The organism is Streptomyces sp. NPDC054961 (genome assembly GCF_053609145.1).
The window spans coordinates 104,171-126,846 of record NZ_JBSGWY010000007.1 but is presented as its reverse complement, the minus strand read 5'-3'; the positions used below and the strand labels follow the sequence as shown (position 1 = coordinate 126,846).

The window sequence follows — 22,676 nt, the reverse complement described above, 5'->3', positions numbered from 1 at the left end:
CCATGCCCCAAGCCCCCGCCGGTCCCGGTCCGCGCCGCCGCACCGTGCTGGCCGCCGCCCTCACCCCCCTGGCGGCGGCCGGCTGCGCCGAGGAGGAGCGGCCCCGCAGCCCGCGCCCCGGCCCGGAGGCGGCCAAGGACGCCCTAGTCATGATCATCCGGCCCGCGGAGGAACCCGCCGGGGGAGACACCGGAGAGGACGGCGAGGGCAACGAGGACTTCGGCTTCCTCGCCGTCCGGGGCTGGCGCCGGGCCCAGGAACTGCCCGCCCTCTTCTCGCCGTCCCGCGGCGCCGGTCTGCCCCGCCCGGAGGCCGTCTTCGCGGCGGGCGGCACGGCGGGGGCACCCGCGCGGTGCCGCCAGACCGTGGAGACGCTGGCCACCGGGCTCCACACCACCGTGCGCACCTCCTTCGGACTCGGAGCCGAGCCGGCCCTGGCCCGCGCGGTCCTGGAGGCCCGGATGCCCGTGCTCGTCTGCTGGGAGCACACGGGCGTGCCCCGCCTGATCCGGGCCCTCGGGGCGCACGAAGTCCTCGGACTGCCGGCCGCCTGGCCCGACCGCTACGACCTGGTGTGGACGTTCACGCGCCGGCGGGGCGTGTGGAGCTTCCGCGAACTCCCGCAGCACCTGCTCCCCGGGGACGCGTAGACCGGACCGGCGTACGCTGAGAAGTGGACTCGGGGCAGTCGTGTGCCGGGAGGTAGACACTCATGTCTGGAATCGTGCGCAGAGGGTTCGATTCCGCGGACGAGACACGTCGGTTCGAGGACGGCAAGGGCAGGCTCGATCTGCTCAACACCGACCAAGGGCCGGTGGGACGGGCCGTGTTCGAGCCTGGATGGCAGTGGTCGGAGCACATCAAGCCCATTGCCGGGACCGACAGTTGCGAGGCCGCCCACGTGGGCTACGTCGTCAGCGGCCGGATGAAGGTCGTCATGGACGACGGAGAGAGCGTCGAGGCACAGCCCGGAGACTTCATCCAGATCGACCCCGGCCACGACGCCTGGGTGCTCGGTGAGGAGCCGTGCGTCGTACTCGACTGGCAGGGCTACGGAAACTTCGCCAAGCCGCCCGGCACCTGAACCACCGCTCGCGCGGCGAGGGCCCGCGCCAGGTGGGCCGCCGTCCGGCTGCCCACGGCGCGGGCCACCTCGGCGGGCGTGCCCGCGGCCACCACCCGGCCGCCCTCGGCGCCGCCGCCCGGCCCCAGGTCGATGACCCAGTCCGCGCCGGCCACCACCGCCATGTCGTGCTCCACGACCACCACGGAATGCCCGGCGTCCACCAGCCCGTGCAACTGCCGCAGCAGCACCTCGACGTCGGCCGGATGGAGCCCGGTCGTGGGCTCGTCCAGCAGGTACAGGGTGTGGTCGCGGCGCAGCCGCTGGAGCTCGGTCGCCAGCTTGATCCGCTGCGCTTCGCCGCCCGACAGCTCCGTGGCGGGCTGCCCCAGCCGCAGGTAGCCCAGGCCGATGTCCGACAGCGCCCCGAGGCTCCGCGCCGCCGCCGGGACCCCGGCGAAGAAGGAGGCCGCCGCCTCCACGGTCAGGGAGAGCACCTCGGCGATGTTCAGCCCCGAGTAACGGACCTCCAGGGTCTCGGAGTTGTACCGCGCGCCGGCGCACTCGGGGCACGGTGCGTACGTGCTGGGCAGGAACAACAGCTCCACCGACACGAAACCCTCGCCCTGGCAGGACTCGCACCGGCCGCCCGGCACGTTGAAGGAGAACCGTCCCGCCTTCCAGCCGCGCGCCCTGGACTCCGGCGCCTCGGTGAAGAGCCGGCGGACCACGTCGAACAGCCCCGTATAGGTGGCCAGGTTGGAGCGCGGGGTCCGCCCGATCGGCTTCTGGTCCACCTCCACCAGTCGCCGTACGGGGAAGCGCGGCTCCGTCAGCCGCTCGCCGACCTCCCGCGCGAGCGCCTGGCCGACCAGCGTGGACTTGCCCGAACCCGACACCCCGGTCACGGCGGTGAACACCCCGAGCGGGAACTCGGCCGCCACGTCACGGAGGTTGTGCCGGTCGACGCCGCTGAGGCGGACGGCCCCGGTCGCCTCGCGCACCGGCCGCCCGGGGTTCCCCTGGCCGTGCACGGGCCCCTCGCCGTCCGGGGCCGTCCGGAACAGGTACCGCGCCGTCGCCGAGTCCGTCACCGCGGCCAGCCCCTCCGGTGGCCCGCTGTGCAGCACCCGCCCGCCGTGTTCCCCGGCCAGCGGACCGACGTCCACCAGCCAGTCCGCGTGCCGCACCACGTCCAGCTGGTGCTCCACCACGAAGACCGTGTTCCCGGCCTCCTTCAGCCGGTCCAGTACGCCGAGCAGTGCCTCGGTGTCGGCCGGGTGCAGCCCCGCCGAGGGCTCGTCCAGTACGTACACCACGCCGAACAGCCCCGACCGCAGCTGCGTCGCCAGCCGCAGGCGCTGCAGTTCGCCCGCCGACAGGGTCGGGGCGCCCCGGTCCAGGCTGAGGTAGCCCAGCCCGAGCTCGGTGACCGGCCCGATCCGGGAGCGCAGGTCCTCGGTCAGCACGCGGGCCGCCTCGCCTTCGCCGCTCCCGTGCGCGGTGGCGAGTACGCCGTCCAGCTCGGTCAGCGCCAGTGCCGCCAGTTCGGCGATCGTGCGCCCCGCGAACGTGACGGCCAGCGCCTCGGGGCGCAGCCGGCGCCCCTCGCACACCGGGCACGCGGAGTCGGTCAGGAACTTCTCGGCGCGGGCCCGCAGGCCGGCGCTCTTGCTGTCGGAGAACGTGCGCATCACGTACCGGTGGGCGCTCATGTAGGTGCCCTGGTAGGGCCGTTGGATCCGGTCGGCCTCCCGAACCGGATGCACGGTCACCACGGGCTGCTCCTCGGTGAACAGGATCCACTCGCGGTCCCCGGCCGGCAGCTCCCGCCACGGCGCGTCCACGTCGTGCCCGAGCGCCTCCAGGATGTCCCGCAGGTTCTTGCCCTGCCAGGCGCCCGGCCAGGCGGCGATGGCGCCTTGACGGATCGACAGGCCGGGGTCGGGGACGAGGAGTTCCTCGCTGGTGCGGTGCACGCGGCCGAGCCCCTGGCAGGAAGGGCAGGCTCCGGCGACGGTATTGGGGGAGAAGGCGTCGGAGTCGAGGCGTTCGGCGCCCGGAGGGTAGGTGCCCGCCCGTGAATACAGCATCCGCAGGGAGTTGGAGAGCGTGGTGACCGTCCCGACCGACGAGCGCGAGCCGGGGGAGGAGCGCCGCTGCTCCAGTGAGACGGCGGGCGGGAGCCCGGTGACGGAGTCGACCTTCGGCGCGCCGATCTGGTGGATCAGCCGCCGCGCGTACGGGGCCACGGAGTCGAAGTACCGGCGCTGGGCCTCGGCGAAGAGCGTGCCGAAGGCGAGCGAGCTCTTGCCGGAGCCGGAGACCCCGGTGAACACGGTCAGCGCGTCGCGCGGGATGTCCACGTCGACCCCGCGCAGATTGTGCTCCCGGGCGCCGCGGACGCGGACGTAGGGATCATGGGCGTGCGGGGCGGCGGGCTGGTGCATTCGTCCTAGTTTAGTGGGCGGGATCCATGGGCCGCCCCACGAGGCCCGTGAGGTCCGCGTCGCCGGTGAGGCCGGCGAGGCGTGCGAGCCTTTCGAAGGAGTCCAGCAGGGCCGTCCGGTCGTACGTGGACGTGGTGACCAGAAGCTCGTCCGCCCCGGTCGCCTCCGCGACCTCGGCGAGCTCCGCCGCGACCTGCTCCGCCGTGCCGTGGACGTGCCCGTCCAGGGCGCCCTCGAACAGCTCCCGCTCCTTGGGGGTCATGGCGAGCACCTCGATCTCCTCGGCCGGGCGCAGCGGCGGGAAACTGCCCCGGGTGCGGGACTGAGCCAGCGCCCAGGCCTCCGGCACCAGGATCCGGCGGGCGGCCTCGGGGGTGGCCGCCACCGCGACCGTCCCGGAGGCCACGACGTACGGCTCGGCGCCCCACGAGGAGGGCCGGAACGCCTCGCGGTACCCCTCGATGACCTCCACCACGCGCGCGCGGGTCCGCAGGTCACCCACCACCAGCGGCAGCCCGGCGCGGGCCGCGATGCCGGCCCCCTCGCCGGTGGCCAGCACGTAGGGCGGGATCCGCAGCCCTTCCGCCGGACGGGCGTGGACCTGCGGATGCGCCCGCTGGGAGCCGTCGAGCCAGCCCAGCAGCTCCGCGAGCTGCTCCTCGAACCGGTCGGCGTCCCCGGTGTCGCGGCCCAGCGCGCGCCGGATCCCGCCCGTGAAGCCGACGGACCGGCCGAGACCCATGTCGATCCGGCCGGGGAAGAGCGAGGCGAGGACCCCGAACTGCTCCGCGACGACCAGCGGCTGGTGGTTGGGCAGCATCACGCCGCCCGTCCCGACGCGGATCCGTCCGGTGGCGCCGGCGACGGCGGCGGCCAGCACGGTCGGCGCAGAGCCGGCGACTCCGGGCACGCTGTGGTGCTCGGAGACCCAGAACCGGTGGTAGCCGAGCCGTTCGGCGGCGCGGGCGAGCTCCACCGTGTCCCGCAGGGCCTGTGGGGCGGGGTGCCCGGTACGGGTGCGGGAGCGGTCGAGTATCGAGAGTCTCCGGATCACACCTTGCTCAACGTCCGGGGAGCCCCAGGATTCCCCCGTGATCCTCGGGGGCGATCGGGGAGGGCCGGCCCAGAGGCGTCCGAGGTCCGGGGCGGTACCCGACGGCCTGGTGAACCCCGGGGGGAGGCGAGGCGCCGGGCCCGCCCGGGCCCGCCGGGGCCGCTGTTTAGGCTGGCGGGGTGACCGACACTCAGCACTGCAAGCCCCTGGCCGTCTTCGACATCGACAACACCCTGGCCGACACGGGCCACCGCCAGCGCTTCCTGGAGCGCAGGCCCCGCGACTGGAGCGGGTTCTTCGGCGCGGCACAGGCCGATCCGCCGCTCGCGCGGGGGGTCACGCTGGCGGTGGAGAGCGCGGCCGACTGCGAGGTCGTGTACCTGACCGGCCGCCCCGAGCGGTGCCGCGCGGACACCGTCGACTGGCTGGCCCGGCACGGGCTGCCCGAGGGGCGGCTGTGGATGCGCGGGGACCAGGACCGGCGGCCGGCCCGGACGACCAAGCTGGAGGTCCTCCGGCGGATCGCGCGGGGCCGGGAGGTGCGGATGCTCGTGGACGACGACGAGCTGGTGTGCCAGGCGGTGCGCGCGGCGGGGTTCCGCGTGGTCCTCGCGGACTGGGCGGCGCGGGCGCCGGAGCTCAAGGAGGCGCAGGAGGGCGAGGGCCGTACCTGAGTCCTCGGGACCCCGGGAGCCTCAGTCCTCGCCGTCGAGCCGGAATCCGACCTTCAGCCCGACCTGGTAGTGCGCGATCTCGCCGTTCTCGAGGTGGCCCCTGATCTGGGTCACCTCGAGCCAGTCGAGGTTGTGCAGGGTCTCGCCCGCGCGGGCGATGCCGTTGCGAATGGCTTGGTCGATGCCCTCGTGGGACGTGCCCACGATCTCGGTCACCCGGTACGTGTGATTCGACATGGAGCTCTCTCCCGACACTGGGTGGCTGTTGCCTTGTTCTACGGTGCCCCACTAAGTCCGGGTCCGCGAACTTTGCGCGAACACTCCCGAGCCGAACCCCCTTGACCCGCTCATTGGTCCATGCCAATTTCAAGCCATCCGAGATCCGTCCCCAGAAGGTGACTTTTCGTGAAGATGCGCTTCCTTGCCGTGTCCGCCGCTCTCGCGGCCGCGACCGCCCTCACCGGGTGCGGTCTGGCCGGACCGGCGGGAGGTCCGCCGAAGGTGACGCTCTGGCTGATGAAGGGGAGCGCGTCGGAGGATTTCATCGCCCGGTTCACCAGCTCCTTCGAGAAGGAGAACCCGGGCGTCGACCTCGACGTCAGGATCCAGGAATGGACGGGCATCGGGGACAAGATCAACGCCGTGCTGGCCGGCAAGGGCGAGGAGGGGGCCGACGTCATCGAGGTCGGCAACACCCAGGTCGCCCAGTACGTGGAGGGCGGAGGCGTCTCCGAACTCACCCTGGAGGCGCTGCGGGAGTGGGACGGCAAGGACTGGCTGAAGGGGCTCGCGGACCCCGGCAGCGTCAACGGCGCCCAGTTCGGCGTCCCTTGGTACGCAGCCAACCGCGTGGTGATCTACAACAAGGACCTCTTCGCGAACGCCGGGATCAAGGCCCCGATCAGAACGCGCCAGGAGTGGATCCAGGCGACCCAGAAGCTCGACAAGGGCAGCCAGCAGGGCATCTACCTCGCAGGTCAGAACTGGTACGTGCTCTCCGGCTTCGTCTGGGACGAGGGCGGCGAGCTCGCCCTCGAGACGAGCGGCCAGTGGCTCGGCACCCTCGACGACGAGAAGGCGCTGGCCGGCATGGAGTTCTACAAGCAGCTCCAGGGTCTCGGCGACGGCCCCAAGGACGCCGACGAGGAGACGCCCCCGCAGTCCGAGGTCTTCGCCCGGGGCGGGGTCGCGCAGATCATCGCCCCGCCCGGCCAGGCGGCCGCCATCGAGGCGGCCAACCCGGCGCTCAAGGGCAAGCTCGGCTTCTTCCCCATCCCCGGCAAGGCCGTGGACAAGCCGGGTGCGGTCTTCACCGGCGGATCGGACCTGATCATCCCGGCGAAGACGCGGCAGCGCGGCAACGCCGTCCGCGTGATCACGGCCCTGGTCAGCGAGAAGTGGCAGACCGAGCTGGCCCGCACGATGAGCTACGTGCCGAACAAGACCACCCTCGCGCACGTCGTCGAGGGCAACGAGGGCGCCACCGCGATGGCCGCCGGTGCGGCCCAGGGCCGCGCCACCCCGAAGTCCGCCCGCTGGGCCGAGGTCGAGGCCAAGAACCCGATCAAGCCGTTCATGACGGCGGTCCTCACCGGCCAGGACCCCCGGGAGGCCGCCAAGACGGCCTCCGACACCATCAGCAAGGTCCTCAGCTCGGACCGCTGACCGCTGGCCGCGGACCCCTGACCGCTGACCCCTGACCGCTGGCCGCGGCCCCCGGGTGCGCCCGGAACGCCGACGGCCCGCCGAGTTCAGCGTTCGCACATCCGCGGGCCGTGACCCGGTCATGTCGAATCCAGCCTTGCACGGAAGAAGTAGAGAAGCACAGGCCATACCTGCCGGCCTGGCTCTCCGTGCCCGGATCAGGAGCCGCCATGACCATCGCCCCCCTGTCCCCGTCCGTCCTTCCCCTCACCGAGGCCCCGGCCGCGCCCCGCTACGCCGTCCGCCTCGCCCGCGACGAGGACGAGGTGCGCGCCGCACAGCGGCTGCGCCACCAGGTCTTCGCCGGCGAGCTCGGCGCCCGCCTCGACGGCCCCGAGCCGGGCCTCGACTCCGACGCCTTCGACGCGTACTGCGACCACCTCGTCGTCGTCGACGAGGAGACCGGGCAGGTCGTCGGCACCTACCGACTGCTGCCCCCGGAGCGCGCCGCCATCGCCGGACGCCTCTACTCAGAGGGCGAGTTCGACCTCTCCGCCCTCGCACCCGTCCGGCCCGACCTGGTGGAGGTCGGCCGCTCCTGCGTCCACCCCGACCACCGCAACGGCGCCGTCATCGCCCTCATCTGGGCCGGCCTCGCCCGCTACATGGACCGCTCAGGGCACAACTGGCTGGCCGGCTGCTGCTCGATACCGCTCTCCGACGGCGGGGTCCTCGCCGCGGCCACCCGCGAGAACGTCCTCACCCGCAGCCTCGCACCCGCCGAGTACCGGGTCACCCCGCACCGCCCCTGGAACCCCGAGGGCATCGCCTTCCCCGGCCGCATGGAACTGCCCCCGCTGCTGCGCGGCTACCTCCGCCTCGGCGCCTGGGTCTGCGGCGAGCCGGCCTTCGACGCCGAGTTCGGCTGCGCCGACCTGTACGTCCTGCTCTCCCTGCGCCGCACCAACCCCCGCTACCTCAAGCACTTCCTCTCGCTCGCCCCGGTCGCATGAACGCCTGGCTCCCGACCTCTCCCTGCACCCCCGCGGTCTGCGCCGACCACGAGGGCCCCACGGCGAGCGTGCCGCGCGCCGTCCTGCGGCTCGCCGCCGCCCTCGCCCTGATCCTGCTCGGGATCCTGGGCGCCCCGCCGCTGCGCCTGCTGCCGCAGCGGCCCCGGCACAGGGCCGTCCGGGCCTGGGCGACCGCGCTGCTGGGCGCCTTCGGACTGCGGATCACCGTCCACGGAACCCCCGGCCCGGAGGGCGGCCGCCTGATCGTCGCCAACCACATCTCCTGGCTCGACATCCCCCTCGTCGCCGCCGTCATGCCCTCCCGGATGCTGGCCAAGAGCGACATCCGGACCTGGCCCGTGCTCGGGCCGCTCTCGCGGCAGGCCGGAACCCTGTTCATCGAGCGCGACCGGATCCGCGCCCTGCCCGCCACGGTCGGGGCCCTCGCGCACGCCCTGCTCGCGGGTGACCGCGTCACCGTCTACCCCGAGGGCTCCACCTGGTGCGGGCGCGCCCAAGGGCCCTTCCGGCGCGCCGCGTTCCAGGCCGCGCTGGACGCGCGGGTGCCCGTCCAGCCCGTACGGATCTCCTACCTGCTCGACGGCGGCGGAGCGGCTGGGGAGGGCGCCGGCGGGCCGGCCGGGGCCCCCGCCTTCGTCGGAGACGACTCGCTGGCCGCCTCGCTGTGGCGGATCGCGCGGGCCCGCGGCGTACGGGCCGAGGTGTGGCTGCTGCCGCGGATCCCGCCGGGCCGGTACGCGCACCGGCGGGACCTCGCGGCAGCGGCTCAGGCCGCGGTGTGCGGTGCGCCGGAGCCCTCGGCGCGGCCGGTGCTCCCCGGCGTACCCGCCCAGCCGTCCGCGCCGATGCCGTCGGCCACCGACAGGGACAGGGCGAAGCGGCCTGCGGCGTCCGTCCACCAATGGGTCAAGTCGAGCCCGGCCGCGGCAAGTTCCTTGCGGACTCCCTCCTGACGGAACTTCGCCGAGATCTCCGTCAAGATCTCCTCACCCGCCTCGAACCGCACCTCCAGATCCAGCGCCCTGACCTTCACCACCGCCTGCTCCCGGGCCCGCAGCCGCATCTCGATCCACTCGTGCTCCCGGTTCCACACCGCCACGTGAGCGAACTCGGCGGTGTGGAAATCCGCCCCCAACTCCCGGTCGATGACGTTCAGTACGTTCTTGTTGAACTCCGCCGTCACCCCTTGCGCGTCGTCGTACGCCGACACCAGCACGGCCTCGTCCTTCACCAGGTCCGTCCCCATGAGCAGCGCGTCCCCCGGCGACAGCATCGCGCGCACGTCCGCGAGGAACACGGCGCGCTCCCGCGGCAGCAGGTTGCCGATGGTGCCGCCCAGGAACACCACGAGCCGCGGTCCGGGCGTCTCGGGCAACTGCATCGGCCGCGTGAAATCGGCCAGGAGCGCGTGCACCCGTAGCCCCGGATGTTCCGCGAGCAGCGCCTCGGCCGCACCGGTCAGCGCGCTCTCGCTCACGTCCACCGGTACGTACGTGTCCAGCGCGGGCATCGCCTCGATCAGGTGCCGGGTCTTCTCCGAGGAGCCGGAACCCAGCTCCACCAAGGTGCGGGCCCCGCTCACCGAGGCGATCTCCTGCGCCCGTTCCAGCAGGATCTCCCGCTCGGCGCGCGTCGGGTAGTACTCGGGCAGCCGGGTGATCTCCTCGAAGAGTTCGCTGCCCCGCGCGTCGTAGAGCCACTTGGGCGGCAGCGACTTCGGGGTCCGGGTCAGCCCGTGCAGCACGTCCGTGCGCAGCGCCGCCTCGGCGGCGTGCTCGTCGAGCGTGCGGGTCACTCGGAAGTCGTTCACGGGCCTTCGTCTCCTTGGTGAGGGGCGCCGGCGGGGGTCTCCTTCAAGGAGACGAGATCGACCCGCGTGCGGGTGGCGGTCAGCAGGGTCCGGTCGGGTACTTCGCACCAGCGCTGGTCGTCGTCGTAGGGCTCCGACGCCACCACGGTGCGCCGGGCTTCCGGGTCGGCCAGGTACCAGAGGGAATCCCCCCAGGCCGTGGCCGCGATCGTCCGGCCGTCGGTCAGCAAGAGGTTCAGCCGGGAGCCGGGCGCGGCCGCGGCCAGTTCGCGGACCGGCGCGGCGAGCGCCGCACCGAGACCGTCCCCCTCGCGCAGCCGGTGCAGGACCAGCGCCCAGAGCAGCGCCGAGTCCGTCGTGGCGGCCAGCGAGAGCAGTTCCCGGGGCGGCAGCGCGGCCGCGAGCGGAGCGGCGGCGTCGGGCCAGTCCCGGATCACCCCGTTGTGGCTGAACAGCCAGCGCCCCTCGGCGAACGGCGCGGCCGCCGCTTCTCCGTCCGCCCCGGCGCGCGTGGCGTCGCGGACGGCGGCCAGGACGGCCCCGCTGCGGACCACGCGCGCGAGGTCGGCGAAGGTCAGGTCGCCCCAGACGGGTCCGGCCCGCCGGTAGCGGGCGGGGACCGGATCGCCCTGCGCGTACCAGCCGATGCCGAAGCCGTCGGCGTTGATCGTGCCGTGGCGCTGGCGACGGGGTTCCCAGGACTGGCGCACGAGCGAGTGCTCCGGATCGCTCAGTAGCCGTCCGAGGGTGATGACCGGCCCCAGATAGGCGAGATGACGGCACATCAGGCACCGCCCGCTGCCCGGGTGCCGGCGCCGCTCGACGCTCTTCCCGGGGCCTGTGCGCTCCGCGCGGTCCGGAACCCGGAGAAGATCTGCCGGCGCACCGGCAGGTCCCAGTTGCGGAAGGTGCCCCGGCAGGCCACCTGGTCCACGGCGAAGGAGCCGCCCCGCAGCACCTTGTGCTCCGGGCCGAAGAACACCTCCGAGTACTCCCGGTACGGGAACGCGCGGAAGCCGGGATAGGGCAGGAAGTCGGAGGAGGTCCACTCCCACACGTCGCCGATGAGCTGGCGCACTCCCAGGGGAGAGGCCCCCGCCGGGTACGCGCCCGCGCGGGCCGGCCGCAGGTGGCGCTGGCCCAGGTTGGCGTGGGCCGGGGTGGGGTCCGCGTCGCCCCACGGATAGCGCGTGGAGCGGCCGGTCGCCGGATCGTGGCGCGCGGCCTTCTCCCATTCCGCCTCGGTGGGCAGCCTGCGCCCGGCCCAGCGGGCGTACGCGTCGGCCTCGTACCAGCTGACGTGCAGCACCGGCTCGTCCCCGGGCACCGGCTCGGTGACCCCGAAGCGGCGGCGCAGCCACGTATCGCCCTCGCGGTGCCAGAAGAGCGGGGCCTCGATGCCGTGCCCGCGGATCTGCTCCCAGCCCTCCGCCGCCCACCACCGCTCCTCGCGGTAGCCGCCGTCCGCCATGAACACCTGGTACGCGGCGTTGGTCACCGGCACCGTGTCGATCCAGAACGCCTCGACCTCGCGGACGTGTGCCGGGCGCTCGTTGTCCAGCGACCACGGCTCGGCGGAGGTCCCCATCGTGAACGGGCCGCCGGGTACCAGGACTTCGGCCGCGGAGGGCGGTGGTCCCTGGGGCGGGTCCGGCTCGGGGGCCGCCAGGACCGGCGCTCCCCGGCGCAGCTGGTGGGTGATCAGCATCGTTTCGTCGTGCTGCTGTTCGTGCTGGGCGATCATCCCGAAGACATAGCCTCCGTCCAGGAGGGCGGTGCCCTCCAGCGGTGTGCGCTCCAGGAGGTCGAAGACCCGCCCGCGCACCTCGGCCGCGTAGCGGCGGGCCTCGTCCGGGGCCAGCAGCGGCAACGAGGGGCGCTCCGACCGGGGATGCTCGAAAGCGTCGTAGAGCGGGTCTATCTCGGGGTGCATGGACTCGCGCCCGGCCACGTTGCGCAGCAGCCAGAGCTCCTCCATGTTCCCGATGTGGGCGAGGTCCCACACCAGCGGGGACATGAGGGGGGAGTGCTGGGCGGTCAGCTCCCCGTCGGTGACGGCGTCGGTGAGGCCGGCCGTGCGCAGCCGCGCGGCGGTCAGCGCGGCGGCGGCCCGCTCGCGCAGCGGTTCCGGTCCGGTGGTCATGAACGGGCCTCCTCGCCGGTCGGCTGCGACTGCGGGCCCGGCTCCTGTGCGAGCCGGTCATCGGCGGGGCAGCGGCCGCGCGATACGTAGCGTTCGGTGAACTCGGCCACCGTGTCCCGGACACGGGCGCCCGCGCCCATGCGGGGCAGCGCCTCGTTCGCGGCCCGGAAGCAGGCCCGGGCGGCGGCCCTCAGCTCGGGATCGGACAGCCCGTGCCGTGCGGCGGTCCGCCACAGCGGATTGCGGGGCGCGGGACCCGCGCCGTAGGAATCGGCGAGCCCCTTGGCCACCCGGTACGCGGTCTCGGCCGCCTCCGGGTCGTCGAACAGCGCGTGCACGACGGCGACCGGAACCAGCCAGCCGTCGTCACCGGGCTGCGCGTCGATCATGCGCAGCTCCAGATGTCCGCGGGGCCGGACCGGCGGGAAGATCGTGGTCAGGTGGTAGTCCAGGTCGTCCGCGGTGGGCGGACGCGGGCCGCCGGACCGCACCCAGTCGCGGAAGGTCAGCCCGCGCGGCACCGCCCAGGGCTCCTCCTCCCCGTCCGCGCGCACGCAGAGCACCTCGGTGTCCAGCGCCTGGCGGGTCCACGCCCCGCGCGGCTCCGCGTCCAGCGGCGGTGCGAGGGTGCGCCGGGTGTCGAGGTCGTTCCAGACGCCCTGGCGGGCGCAGCGCCAGCCGGCGTACGGGCCCTCGTGCGCGGGGGAGTTGGCGAAGGCGGCGACCAGTACGGCTCCCAGCAGATGGGCGAGGCGCCAGCGGCGGCCGTACCCGAGGGGGCCGGGCTCCTCGTGGCCGGCGTCCACGCACACCTGCACGGACGCGGAGGCGCACATCATGGCGCGGCCGGCCGGGCCGGTGCGGTCGAAGTAGGTCTCCATGGCCTGGTAGCGGGCGCTGGCCAGCATCCGGCGGTACGGCAGGCGCGGATCCTGGCCCAGGCCGCGCAGCACCAGTCCCCGCGTGCGCAGGGCGCCCCGTACGGCCGCCAGATCGGCCTGGAGGCCGTCCACGCACCCGGTGAGGGAGGCGGCGGGGGCCGAGCTCAGCTCCAGCTGGCCGCCGGGCTCGACGGTGACGGCGGAGCCCAGGGGCAGTGCACGGGCCGCGTCGTGCGCGGCCGCCAGCCGGTCGTGGGACACGGGGCCGCCGGGGCGTTCCGCGTCGAACACCAGCCATTCGAGCTCGGCCCCGAGCAGGCGGGGCGGGCCGGTCTTGAAACAGATGCCGTGGATCAGCTCCTCGGCGCTGGCTTCGGTCAGGCGGGGTGGATCATGGGGCATGACGGGGCCCTCGTCTCGCGTCTGCGGCTTTGCCATCACCCGTGCCTACCCGTCCCTAGGGGAGCAAATCCCTTGCTTCGGCCCGTGTGGAGCGCCGAATATCACAGCATGAGCAGCAGGTTGCGCGAGATCGCGCGAGAGAACGCGGAGATCGTGGCGGCCGGCGGGTACCGGGCGCCGTCGGGGCGGCAGGTGGCGCTGGCCGCCGCCGTGGCGGAGGCCAAGGCAGGAACCAGAATATATGGACCGGATTCGGTCATTCCAGGCGAACCGGTCCGAGTGGGGGTCGGCCGGACCGTCGTGGAGGTCACCGGCGAGAGCAGCACCGTCGCGGCCCGCAGGCTCGCGGCGGCCCACCCCGGGACGGCCGCGGTGGCCGTCCTGAACTTCGCTTCGGCCCGCAATCCCGGGGGCGGGTACGTCCGCGGGGCCAAGGCGCAGGAGGAGGCCCTCTGCCGCGCCTCGGCCTTGTACGAGACCCTCCTGGAGGCCCCGGAGTACTACGAGGTCCACCGCGCCGAGGTCAGCACCTTCTACACCGACCGGGTGATTCACTCACCCGGGGTCCCCGTTTTCCGCGATGACCGCGGCGAGCTCATGGAGACCCCCTTCCGGGCCGGTTTCCTCACCTCACCGGCCCCGAACGCGGGCACGATCCGCCGCCAGGAGCCGGAGCGCGTGCCCGGGATTCCCGCCGCGCTCGCGCGCCGGGCGGAGCTGGTGCTCGAGGTGGCGGCTCTGCACGGCTACCGGGACCTGGTGCTGGGGGCGTGGGGGTGCGGTGTCTTCCAGAACGACGCGTCTCAGGTGGCGGAGGCCTTCCGGGGCCTGCTGGCAGGACGGTTCGCCGGAGTGTTCGAGCGGGTCGTGTTCGGGGTGCTGGACCGCAATCCGGAGACGCGCGAGGCGTTCGCGGGGGTGCTGACGGGGCTCATGTGACGGCTCGGCACCAGTCGGCCACGCCCCGGCCCGGCCGGCTCGTGCCGTGACCGCTGAACCTCTCCGGAGACGGCCTAGCGCCAGCCGTACCGCTCGCGCAGCCGGTCGACCACCAGCTGGAAGCGTCCGCGGTCCAGCGCGCAGGCCTCCCGCCGCATGCCGTCCTCGTGCACGCGCAGCACCCGGTCCACGTCGACCCAGGACTCCCGGCCCGCACCGTCCCAGGGCCCGGTACCGATGGGCACCCACTCCCCGTCATGGTCGTGCCGCTTGCTGGACAACTGCACGGCCAGGAGCGTGCCGCTGCCTTCGCGCGCCACGACCAGCACCGGACGGTCCTTGCCGCGCCCGTCGTTCTCCTCGAACGGGACCCAGGTCCAGACGATCTCGCCGGGGTCCGGATCCCCGTCCCGATCGGGCGCGTACGAGGTCTGCACCGGCCCGATGGCACGCGGATCGGCCTCGGCGGTCGCGGTGACCCCGTCCCGTCCGGGCTGCTCGACGTGACCGTTGCCGTTGCCGCTGTGGTGGGAGATTGCCGTCATCCGGGTGAGGTTACTGGGTGGGGCCGGGCGGTGGCGGACGTACGCGCGGGCGGGGTGGCCGGGGCTCCGGGCGGGCGGGCGGTCAGACCCAGCCCTCGAGGGACGCCATGAACCCGTCGAAGTCGTCCCGGTGGATGGTGTGTCCGGCGCCCGCCACCGAGCGGACCTCGAAGCCGCGTTCGGCGAGGACCGCCGCGCGCTCCCGCGAGATCAGGAAGCTCGGGCCGGCCAGTTGCACGAGCGAGGGAACCACCGGCGCGGCCGGCAGCAGGTCGGCGCCCGCCAAGGGGCCCAGGCTGAGCGCGGTCGCCTCGTCCCAGACCGCCAGCGTCTCCAGCTCGACGTCCACGTCCGCCTCCTCCCAGCGCGGGTTCATCGCCCGGATCCGCTCCTTGGGCGCGGTCTTGAACCGTGCGAACATCTCGGGGCCGAAGCCCGGTCCGGGGGTGTCCAGATGCCACGCGGGGTCGGAGAACACGGCACGCTCCGGCCTCAGGCGTCCGACGGCGAGCGAGAGGGCGAGGCCGCCGAGGGAGTGGCCGATGGCGAGCTCCGCGCCGGCCGGGAGGGACTCCACCAGGTCGTCGGCGAAGACCGCCGGGCCGTACTCGCCCCGGTCGCTCGCGCCGTGGCCGCGCAGGTCGACGGCGATGGCGCGGTACCCGCGGTCGGCGAGGGCCGGTCCGACCCGGCGCCACGTCCGGTGGTCGGCCATGATCCCGTGGATCAGGAGGGCGATGCGGTCGCCTTCGCCCCAGGTGTGGGTGTGGAGCTGCACGGTGGTGCCTTTCGTCGTGGGGAGGTGGCCGTCCGTGGTGAGGTGGCCGTCGGGCCGTCGGGCCGTCGGCCGGTCAGCGGACACCGCGGATCGGCTTGACCGCCAGGGCGCCCGCGACCGCCAGTACGGCGGCGAGGACGAACAGGGCCGTGTATCCGCCGCTCAGGGAGACGATCACCGAGGCGATGAACGGGGCGATGATCTGGGGGCCGGCGTTGGCGATGTTCAGCACGCCCATGTCGCGCGCCGCGTCCTCGGCTTTCGGGAGCACCATCGTCACCAGGGCGGTGTCCACGGCCATGTAGCAGCCGAACGCGAGGCCGTTGATCACGGAGAAGGCCAGCATGGCCGTCCAGCTGGCCGACAGGGCCGGGATCACGAGCGCGACGGCGGACAGCAGGGCGGAGGCGCCGACGAAGAGCTTGCGGCGGTCGTACTTGTCCGAGAGCCAGCCTCCGAGGACGGTGGAGACGACCATCGCCACGCTGGTCAGCGGCATCATGACGGCCACGGCCGACTCCGGCTTCATGCCGGCGGGCAGGACGGTGTGGTCCTGGAGGATGTACAACTGGTAGCCGCTCACGGCGAAGTAGCCGAGGACGAGCAGGGCCCGGCCGATGAACGCCCAGCGGAAGTCGTGGTCCTTGAGCGCGCTCGTGAAGGCCGCGAGCTGTGCCTTGACCGGCATCGGGGCCCGCGCGGGCAGCCGCTCCTCACGGGTGCAGGCGGTGAACAGGACCGCGGCGCCGGCGAGGAGCGCGCCGAAGACGAGGTAGCCGGTGCGGAAGTCGTCGGAGAAGGCCGCGCCGGTCAGGGCGCCGAGGGTGGAGCCGAACGGCAGGCCGAGGCCGACGGCCGCGGAGGCCTTGCCGCGGGCGCTCATCGGGACCCGGTCGGGGACCACGGAGGTGAGGGCGGCCTGGTAGACGTTCATCACGGCCTGGCCGAGGCACCAGGCGATGGTGATCAGCAGGATCGTGTCCGCGGCGCCGAGCAGGAACATCGCCGGTACCGCGGCGAGTCCACCGCCCAGGATCCAGGGGTTGCGGCGTCCGCTGCGGTCGGACAGGGCGCCCGCGACCGGGTTGAAGACCGTAGCGAAGATCGCCGAGACCCCCGCGATCAGGCCGAAGTTGGCGACCTTGTGGGCCGGGTCGACGGCTTCCACCTGGAGCGCGAGCAGAACGCCGGCGACGCCGATGTACAGGGCGTACATCGCGCTGTTGCCGACCAGCAGCAAGGGGAGCAGTCCGCGTCCGGGGGCGGGCTTCGCGGAGGCGTCGGGGGTGGCGCCGGCGGTGCCGGTGCCGGAGGAGGTAAGGGCCACGGTGCCCTCCTGGGCGGTTTCCGGGGGATGGGGGAGGGTGCGGGGTGAGCGCGGGAGGCGGTTCGGGAAGGAGTGCGCGCCGCCCCGTCACGACGGCGGGGGTGCGACGGAACGCGGCAGGGCGGCGGCACGACGGGACACGACCTCGCCACGTGGGGGAACAGCCGGGGAGACACCCTTGTGGAGCCGGGACGACGACCGGGTTACACGTGTCAGTGATGCGTGTAACCACTGTGTAGCACTCGTTTCTGGCCATCCGCTAGACCCCGGGCGCAACCGGTCTGGAAAGATGCGACGGCAATGTCTCAGTCACCGAAACCGCCGAAGTCACCGAAGCCGTCCTCGTCCTCGTCGCCGTCATCGCCCCCGTCACCGGCCCGGGAGCCCGCCGCCGAACCGGCTCCAACCGTGCCCTCTCCGGCCGTACCGACCAGCGCCGACGTGGCCCGCCTCGCCGGGGTGTCGCGCGCGACCGTCTCCTACGTCCTGAACAACGCGGAAGCCGTACGCATCAGCGAGCCGACCCGCCGCAAGGTGCGCGAGGCCGCCGAGGAACTGGGCTACGTACCCCACGCGGCCGCTCGCAGCCTGCGCGCCGGGCACACGCGCATCGTCCTGCTGCCCACCTCCCACGTGCCGGTCGGCCCGCTCTACAGCACCTTCCTCAACGAGTTGCAGTGGGCGCTGCGCCGCCTGGACTACACGGTGGTGCAGTACGGCAGCCTCGGCCTGAGCGGGGACGAGGCGGCGCGGGCCTGGGCGGAGCTGCGGCCGGTGGCGGTGATCTCCCTCGGCGAGATCACGCTGTCGGCGCACAACGTCGCCACGCTCAAGCGGGCGGGAGCGCGCGCGGTGATAACGCTGGGCCCGGACAGCGTCCCGGGGGCGCACGCGCTGGTCATGGACCAGGCGGAGGTCGGCGCGCGGGCGGCGGCGCACCTGATGGACCGGGGCCGGCGCCGGATCGGCGTGATCGTCCCGGAGGAGGAGGGCCTGGAGCTGTTCTCCACACCCCGGCTGGAGGGCGCGCGGTCCGTGGCGCGGTCGGTGGAGGGCGCCGAGGTCGTGCCCCTCGCGATGGCCTACGCGGAGGAGTCGGCGGCGGCGCTGGCGGGCCGTTGGGCCGGGCTCGGGCTGGAGGCGGTGTTCGCGTACAACGACGAGTACGCGATGCTGCTGATGCGTGCGTTCCAGGACGCGGGGCTGCGGGTGCCGCAGGACGTGGCGGTCATCGGGGCCGACGACCTGCTGATCGGCAGGCTGCTGCGGCCGAGGCTCAGCACGGTCCGGATCGAGATGCCGACGGGCGAGCGGCTGGCGGGGCTGGTGGACCGGGCGGTCCGGGAACCGTCGGAGGTCGTGCGCAGGCACGACCTGATGGCGGCGGTGGCGGTGGCCCGCGACTCCACGTGACGCCCGCGCCCGCGACTCCACGTGACGCCATGGGCGCCGCCGGGAGACCGGGAGACCCCGCCCGCGCCCGCGGCTCGCCCCCGTGGCGCCGGGCCGTGTCCGCCGCCTCGCCCCCACCGGCGGCTCGCGCGGAGCAGGGGCCACGCGCGGCGCCCCGGACCGCCGAGGACGGGCGCGGGCCCCGCGCCGGGGCATAGCCGCAGGCGGGGAGGCGTTGACACGTGGGGAGCGGCGGACGGAGACTTCGGGCGCGCCCCACAGGGCGCGGGCGGAGCGCGCGCCGTGCCGAACCGCGGCGCGGACGAGGGCGCCGCCACCCGGCCGCCCAGGAGGGACTCCATGAGCATCCGTACCGTCCGCGACGTCTACGTCGTCGACGCCGTCCGCACCCCGATCGGCAAGTTCGGCGGCGCCCTCGCCGGGATCCGCCCCGACGACCTCGCCGCCCACGTGGTGCGCGCCCTCGTGGACCGTACGCCCGCACTCGATCCGGCCCGCATCGACGACGTCGTCTTCGGCGACGCCAACGGCGCGGGCGAGGACAACCGCGACGTGGCGCGCATGGCGGTGCTGCTCGCCGGGCTGCCCGTGACCGTGCCCGGGGTGACCGTCAACCGGCTCTGCGGCTCCGGTCTCGAAGCCGTCGTCCAGGCGGCCCGCGCCATCGCGCTGGGTGACGCCTCCGTCGCCATCGCGGGCGGCGTCGAGTCGATGTCCCGCGCCCCGTGGGTGGTGCAGAAGCCGGAGCGGGCCTTCCCCGCCGGGCACCAGCAGATGTGGTCCACCACCCTCGGCTGGCGGATGACCAACCCGCGGATGCCGGCCGAGTGGACCGGTTCCCTCGGCGAGGGCGCCGAGCTCGTCGCCGACAAGCACGGGATCACCCGCGAGGCGCAGGACGCCTTCGCGCTGGAGAGCCACCGCAAGGCGGCGGCCGCCTGGGCGGCGGGGCAGTACGACGCCGAGGTCGTCCCGTACGCGGGCGTGGAGCTCGCGCGCGACGAGTGCATCCGGGAAGGCTCCACGGCCGAGGCGCTGGCGCGGCTGAAGCCGGCCTTCCGGAGCGACGGCACGGGGACGGTGACCGCGGCCAACGCGTCACCGCTCAACGACGGGGCCGCCGCGCTGCTGTTGACCGACGAGGAGGGTCTCGCCGCCACCGGACGGGAGCCGCTGGCCCGGATCAGTACGTCCGCGGTGACCGGGATCGAGCCCCAGCTCTTCGGCCTGGGACCGGTGGAGGCCGTCGAGCGGGCGCTCGCCAAGGCGGGTCGCGGTTTCGGGGATCTGACCACGTTCGAACTCAACGAGGCGTTCGCGGCGCAGGCGTTGGGCTGCCTCGCCATGTGGCCGGGCCTGGACCCGGCGCTGGTCAACCCGCGCGGCGGGGCCATCGCCCTCGGCCACCCGCTCGGCGCCTCGGGCGCCCGGCTGGCGGGTTCGGTGGCCCACCAGCTCGCGGCGGCGGGCTCGGGTACCGGTGTGGCCGCGCTCTGCATCGGTGTGGGCCAGGGCATCGCCCTCGTTCTGGAGCGCTGACCGGGACGGCGACCGCTCCGCCGGCGGTGGCTGCCGGTCGCGAGGTCCACGGTGCGCGGCGAGGCGGTGGAGATCGTCGGGCCGGACAGGAATGCTTCGCGCGGGCCGTTCGTTCAGTGAGAGAAAGCGATAGGGCAATCAGGAGGGCTGGAGAACCGTGGCTACTGTCGAACTCACCAAGGAGAACTTCGATCAGACGGTGAGCGAGAACCCGTTCGTCCTGATCGACTTCTGGGCGGGCTGGTGCCGCCCCTGCCTGCAGTTCGCCCCGGTCTACGAGAAGGCCGCCGAGGCCAATCCCGACCTGGTCTTCGCCAAGGTGGACACCGAGGCGCAGCAGGAGCTGGCCGGCGCCTTCGAGATCAGCTCGATCCCGACGCTCATGATCGTCCGGGACCAGGTGGCGATCTTCGCCCAGCCCGGCGCCCTGCCGGAGGTCGCGCTGACGGACCTCATCGCGCAGGCCCGTGCCCTGGACATGGACGAGGTGCGCGCGAAGATCGCCGCGGAGAAGAACGGTGCCGCGGGCGGGGCGGCGGAGGGCGCCGGAGCCGGGGAGTCCGGCACGCCGGACGCCTGAGTGCGTGCCGGGCCCTCTCCCTGTGAGACTGGCCCGCATGACTGAAGCGGTGGAGTACGACGTAGTGGTGCTCGGTGGCGGGCCGGTCGGCGAGAACATCGTGGACCGGACCCGCGCCGCAGGGCTCCGTACGGCCCTGGTCGAGAGCGAGCTGGTGGGCGGCGAGTGCTCGTACTGGGCGTGCGTGCCCAGCAAGGCCCTGCTGCGGCCCGTGCTGGCGCGCGCCGACGCGCGCCGGGTGCCCGGTCTCGCGGCGGCCGTGGGCGGCCCGCTGGACGCGCAGGCGGTGTTCGCGCACCGGGACTACTGGACCGGAAACTGGAAGGACGACGGCCAGATCGACTGGCTGGAGTCGATCGGCGCCGATGTGTACCGGGGTCACGGCCGGCTCTACGGAGTCCGGAAGGTCGCCGTGACCAGCCCCGAAGGGGAGCACCACGTGCTCTCCGCCCGGCATGCCGTCGTCGTCGCGACCGGCACCCGGGCCGTGATCCCCGACCTGCCCGGTCTCGCGGATGCCCGCCCGTGGACCAGCCGCGAGGCGACCTCCGCGCGGGAGGTTCCGGGCCGCCTGCTGATCGTCGGCGGGTCGGTCGTGGCCTCCGAGATGGCCACCGCGTGGCAGGCGCTCGGATCCGAGGTGACCGTGCTGGTCCGCGGCTCCGGGCTGCTGCCGCGCATGGAGCCCTTCGCCGGGGAGCTGGTGGCGGAGGCCTTGCGCGAGGCCGGCGCGGTGGTCCGTACCGGGGTGGCCGTCGAGTCCGTCGTACGGGACGGCGCGACCGGGCCCGTCACGGTGGTGCTCGAAGGCGGCGAGACGCTGGAGGCCGACGAGCTGCTGATGGCGACCGGCCGGGCGCCGCGCACCGAGGACATCGGGCTGGACACCGTCGGCCTGGCGGCCGGCGGGTGGATCGCGGTGGACGACAGCTGCCGGGTCCCCGGGATCGACTGGCTGTACGCCGTCGGCGACGTGAACCACCGGGCGCTCCTCACCCACCAGGGCAAGTACCAGGCCCGGATCGCGGGGGCCGTCATCGCCGCCCGTGCGGCGGGCGACGAGGCGCTGGACACCGGCCGCTGGGGCGCGCACACGGCGACCGCCGACACGCTGGCGCTCCCGCAGGCCGTCTTCACCGACCCCGAGGCCGCGTCGGTGGGCCTGACCCTCGCGGAGGCGGAGCGGGCCGGCCACCGCGTCCGGGCCGTGGACTACGACCTGGGCAAGGTCTCCGGCGCCGGCCTGTACGCCGACGGCTACCGGGGCCGCGCCCGCATGGTGGTGGACCTGGACCGCGAGATCCTCCTCGGCGTGACCTTCGTCGGCCCCGGCGCGGCCGAGCTCCTGCACGCGGCGACGATCGCGGTCGCGGCGCAGGTCCCGATCGACCGGCTGTGGCACGCGGTCCCGGCCTTCCCGACGATCAGCGAGATCTGGCTCCGGCTGCTGGAGACGTACAGGGGATAGTCCCGGCGGGCGTGCGGGCGTGCGGGCGTGCGGGCGTGCGGGCGTGCGGGCGGGCGTGCGGGGCCGGTCACCGCGCCCGGACCCGTCGTCCGCTCCGCGTTCCCTGAGCGGGCAGCGAGGAGGAGGGCGCGCCCCGGTGTTACGGTCGCGGCATGTCCAGGACCGAAATAGACGCGCTGACCGCCGAGTTCTTCGGCGCCTTCGACAACCGGGGCGGGCGGACCGCCGACGTGGGCCGGATCCGGCGGTTGATGCTGCCGGGCGGTGTGATCGTCAAGTCCGGCCCGGAGTTCGCCGTTTACACCGTGGAGGAGTTCATCGCGCCGCGTGAGCGGCTGCTGGCCGACGGACGCCTGGTGGAGTTCTCCGAGTGGGAGACCTCCGGGCGGACCGAGATCGTGGGCGACATCGCGTCCCGGTTCGGCGAGTACGGCAAGTCCGGGATCCTCGACGGAGAACCGTTCGAGGGGGGCGGCACCAAGGCCATCCAGTTCGTCCGCACCCCGGACGGCTGGCGGATCGCGGCGCTCTCCTGGTACGACCAGCCCTGACCCGGGAAACCGGCGGACAGAAGGAGCCACCGACCGTGATCGTGATCGCCCACCTGAGCGACGTCCACCTCGACGGCGGCGACCGCGCCGCCGGGCGGACCCGCGCCGTCATGGAGTACCTGGAGGGGCTCCCGTACGCGCTCGACGCGGTGCTGGTCAGCGGCGACATCACCGATCACGGGACCGGGGCGCAGTACGAGGAGGCGCGCAAGGCCCTGGTCTCGCGCCACCCCCTGATCGTCTGTCCCGGGAACCACGACGAGGGGGGGCGGGGCGGGGGCGCGGGGGGGGGGGGGGGGCCCGGCCCCGGGGGCCCCGCCCCGAACACCGAAAGAGACAGCTGGCGGAGAGGGTCTGCGGGGGGAGAAGACTCAAGGCTAG

At 73.9% G+C, this 22,676-nt stretch carries 22 protein-coding genes and 1 pseudogene; 13 read left to right on the top strand and 10 right to left on the bottom strand.

The genetic code is table 11. From position 1 onward, the window contains the following. Positions 1 to 2: 2 nt before the first annotated feature. Together ACWF9Z_RS09960 and ACWF9Z_RS09955 are read left to right on the top strand one after the other, a co-directional pair. Positions 3 to 650 (top strand): hypothetical protein, encoded by a 648-nt coding sequence (locus ACWF9Z_RS09960; protein ID WP_453599622.1) that lies wholly within the window; start codon positions 3 to 5, stop codon positions 648 to 650. Between the two features lie 62 nt (positions 651 to 712). Beyond that, positions 713 to 1,084, top strand: a complete 372-nt coding sequence (locus ACWF9Z_RS09955; RefSeq protein WP_453599619.1) for a cupin domain-containing protein — start codon at positions 713 to 715, stop codon at positions 1,082 to 1,084. Here ACWF9Z_RS09955 and ACWF9Z_RS09950 read toward each other — a convergent pair. Then, entirely contained in the window at positions 1,051 to 3,513 is a 2,463-nt protein-coding gene (locus tag ACWF9Z_RS09950) for an ABC transporter (RefSeq protein WP_453599616.1), read from the bottom strand. The genes ACWF9Z_RS09955 and ACWF9Z_RS09950 overlap by 34 nt on opposite strands. Positions 3,514 to 3,523: 10 nt before the next feature. After that, positions 3,524 to 4,567 (bottom strand): LLM class flavin-dependent oxidoreductase, encoded by a 1,044-nt coding sequence (locus ACWF9Z_RS09945; protein ID WP_453599613.1) that lies wholly within the window; start codon positions 4,565 to 4,567, stop codon positions 3,524 to 3,526. Between the two features lie 179 nt (positions 4,568 to 4,746). On the opposite strand from ACWF9Z_RS09945, the gene ACWF9Z_RS09940 reads away from it, so the two are divergent. Then, entirely contained in the window at positions 4,747 to 5,241 is a 495-nt protein-coding gene (locus tag ACWF9Z_RS09940; RefSeq protein WP_453599611.1) for a phosphatase domain-containing protein, read from the top strand. A gap of 21 nt (positions 5,242 to 5,262) precedes the next feature. Here the strand turns inward: ACWF9Z_RS09940 and ACWF9Z_RS09935 are convergent, their stop codons facing one another. Continuing rightward, positions 5,263 to 5,478 (bottom strand): dodecin, encoded by a 216-nt coding sequence (locus ACWF9Z_RS09935; RefSeq protein ID WP_453599609.1) that lies wholly within the window; start codon positions 5,476 to 5,478, stop codon positions 5,263 to 5,265. 168 nt (positions 5,479 to 5,646) lie between these two features. Between ACWF9Z_RS09935 and ACWF9Z_RS09930 the strand changes: the two genes are divergently transcribed. From ACWF9Z_RS09930 to ACWF9Z_RS09920, 3 genes and pseudogenes are all read left to right on the top strand, one after another. Beyond that, entirely contained in the window at positions 5,647 to 6,906 is a 1,260-nt protein-coding gene (locus ACWF9Z_RS09930; protein WP_453599606.1) for an extracellular solute-binding protein, read from the top strand. 209 nt (positions 6,907 to 7,115) lie between these two features. Beyond that, positions 7,116 to 7,898 carry a GNAT family N-acetyltransferase gene (locus ACWF9Z_RS09925; protein ID WP_453599603.1) on the top strand — a complete coding sequence of 261 codons (783 nt, stop codon included), beginning with the start codon at positions 7,116 to 7,118 and terminating at the stop codon, positions 7,896 to 7,898. Continuing rightward, positions 7,895 to 8,428: pseudogene (locus ACWF9Z_RS09920) on the top strand (lysophospholipid acyltransferase family protein); the annotation flags it as partial. The gene ACWF9Z_RS09925 and the pseudogene ACWF9Z_RS09920, both read left to right, overlap by 4 nt. Before the next feature lie 257 nt (positions 8,429 to 8,685). Here the strand turns inward: ACWF9Z_RS09920 and egtD are convergent. The 4 genes from egtD to egtA are packed head-to-tail and all read right to left on the bottom strand — an operon-like array spanning position 8,686 to position 13,155. After that, a complete protein-coding gene (gene egtD, locus ACWF9Z_RS09915; protein ID WP_453599601.1) occupies positions 8,686 to 9,729 on the bottom strand; it encodes an L-histidine N(alpha)-methyltransferase in 1,044 nt (347 codons plus the stop codon). After that, entirely contained in the window at positions 9,726 to 10,514 is a 789-nt protein-coding gene (egtC, locus tag ACWF9Z_RS09910; RefSeq protein ID WP_453599598.1) for an ergothioneine biosynthesis protein EgtC, read from the bottom strand. Before egtC ends, egtD begins: the two co-directional genes overlap by 4 nt. Continuing rightward, complete coding sequence (gene egtB / locus ACWF9Z_RS09905; RefSeq protein WP_453599595.1) at positions 10,514 to 11,872, bottom strand: ergothioneine biosynthesis protein EgtB; 1,359 nt, start codon at positions 11,870 to 11,872, stop codon at positions 10,514 to 10,516. The genes egtC and egtB overlap by 1 nt, the downstream gene beginning before the upstream one ends. Continuing rightward, entirely contained in the window at positions 11,869 to 13,155 is a 1,287-nt protein-coding gene (egtA, locus tag ACWF9Z_RS09900; protein WP_453599592.1) for an ergothioneine biosynthesis glutamate--cysteine ligase EgtA, read from the bottom strand. Before egtA ends, egtB begins: the two co-directional genes overlap by 4 nt. Before the next feature lie 108 nt (positions 13,156 to 13,263). On the opposite strand from egtA, the gene ACWF9Z_RS09895 reads away from it, so the two are divergent. After that, entirely contained in the window at positions 13,264 to 14,094 is an 831-nt protein-coding gene (locus ACWF9Z_RS09895; protein WP_453599590.1) for a TIGR02452 family protein, read from the top strand. A gap of 74 nt (positions 14,095 to 14,168) precedes the next feature. Here the strand turns inward: ACWF9Z_RS09895 and ACWF9Z_RS09890 are convergent, their stop codons facing one another. From ACWF9Z_RS09890 to ACWF9Z_RS09880, 3 genes are all read right to left on the bottom strand, one after another. Next, positions 14,169 to 14,639 (bottom strand): type II toxin-antitoxin system PemK/MazF family toxin, encoded by a 471-nt coding sequence (locus ACWF9Z_RS09890; protein WP_453599587.1) that lies wholly within the window; start codon positions 14,637 to 14,639, stop codon positions 14,169 to 14,171. 82 nt (positions 14,640 to 14,721) lie between these two features. Continuing rightward, positions 14,722 to 15,417, bottom strand: coding sequence for an alpha/beta fold hydrolase (locus ACWF9Z_RS09885; RefSeq protein WP_453599849.1), 696 nt, complete (start codon positions 15,415 to 15,417; stop codon positions 14,722 to 14,724). A gap of 73 nt (positions 15,418 to 15,490) precedes the next feature. After that, positions 15,491 to 16,744: an MFS transporter gene (locus ACWF9Z_RS09880; RefSeq protein WP_453599585.1), complete on the bottom strand. Its 1,254-nt coding sequence runs from the start codon at positions 16,742 to 16,744 to the stop codon at positions 15,491 to 15,493. Positions 16,745 to 17,044: 300 nt separating this feature from the next. Here ACWF9Z_RS09880 and ACWF9Z_RS09875 point away from each other — a divergent pair, with 300 nt between their 5' ends. The 6 genes from ACWF9Z_RS09875 to ACWF9Z_RS09850 form a co-directional block, all read left to right on the top strand. Beyond that, positions 17,045 to 18,157, top strand: a complete 1,113-nt coding sequence (locus ACWF9Z_RS09875; RefSeq protein WP_453599582.1) for a LacI family DNA-binding transcriptional regulator — start codon at positions 17,045 to 17,047, stop codon at positions 18,155 to 18,157. A 339-nt stretch (positions 18,158 to 18,496) separates the two neighbouring features. After that, on the top strand, positions 18,497 to 19,696 hold the full coding sequence (locus tag ACWF9Z_RS09870) for a thiolase family protein (protein WP_453599580.1): 1,200 nt from the start codon (positions 18,497 to 18,499) through the stop codon (positions 19,694 to 19,696). A gap of 157 nt (positions 19,697 to 19,853) precedes the next feature. Next, entirely contained in the window at positions 19,854 to 20,276 is a 423-nt protein-coding gene (locus ACWF9Z_RS09865) for a thioredoxin family protein (RefSeq protein ID WP_453599577.1), read from the top strand. Between the two features lie 37 nt (positions 20,277 to 20,313). Then, positions 20,314 to 21,744 (top strand): dihydrolipoyl dehydrogenase family protein, encoded by a 1,431-nt coding sequence (locus ACWF9Z_RS09860; RefSeq protein ID WP_453599575.1) that lies wholly within the window; start codon positions 20,314 to 20,316, stop codon positions 21,742 to 21,744. A gap of 152 nt (positions 21,745 to 21,896) precedes the next feature. After that, the gene (locus ACWF9Z_RS09855; RefSeq protein ID WP_453599572.1) at positions 21,897 to 22,295 is read left to right on the top strand and encodes a DUF4440 domain-containing protein; all 399 of its coding nucleotides are present in this window, start codon (positions 21,897 to 21,899) and stop codon (positions 22,293 to 22,295) included. Between the two features lie 35 nt (positions 22,296 to 22,330). Then, on the top strand, positions 22,331 to 22,676 hold a 346-nt coding region (locus ACWF9Z_RS09850), incomplete at its 3' end, for a metallophosphoesterase family protein (RefSeq protein WP_453599570.1).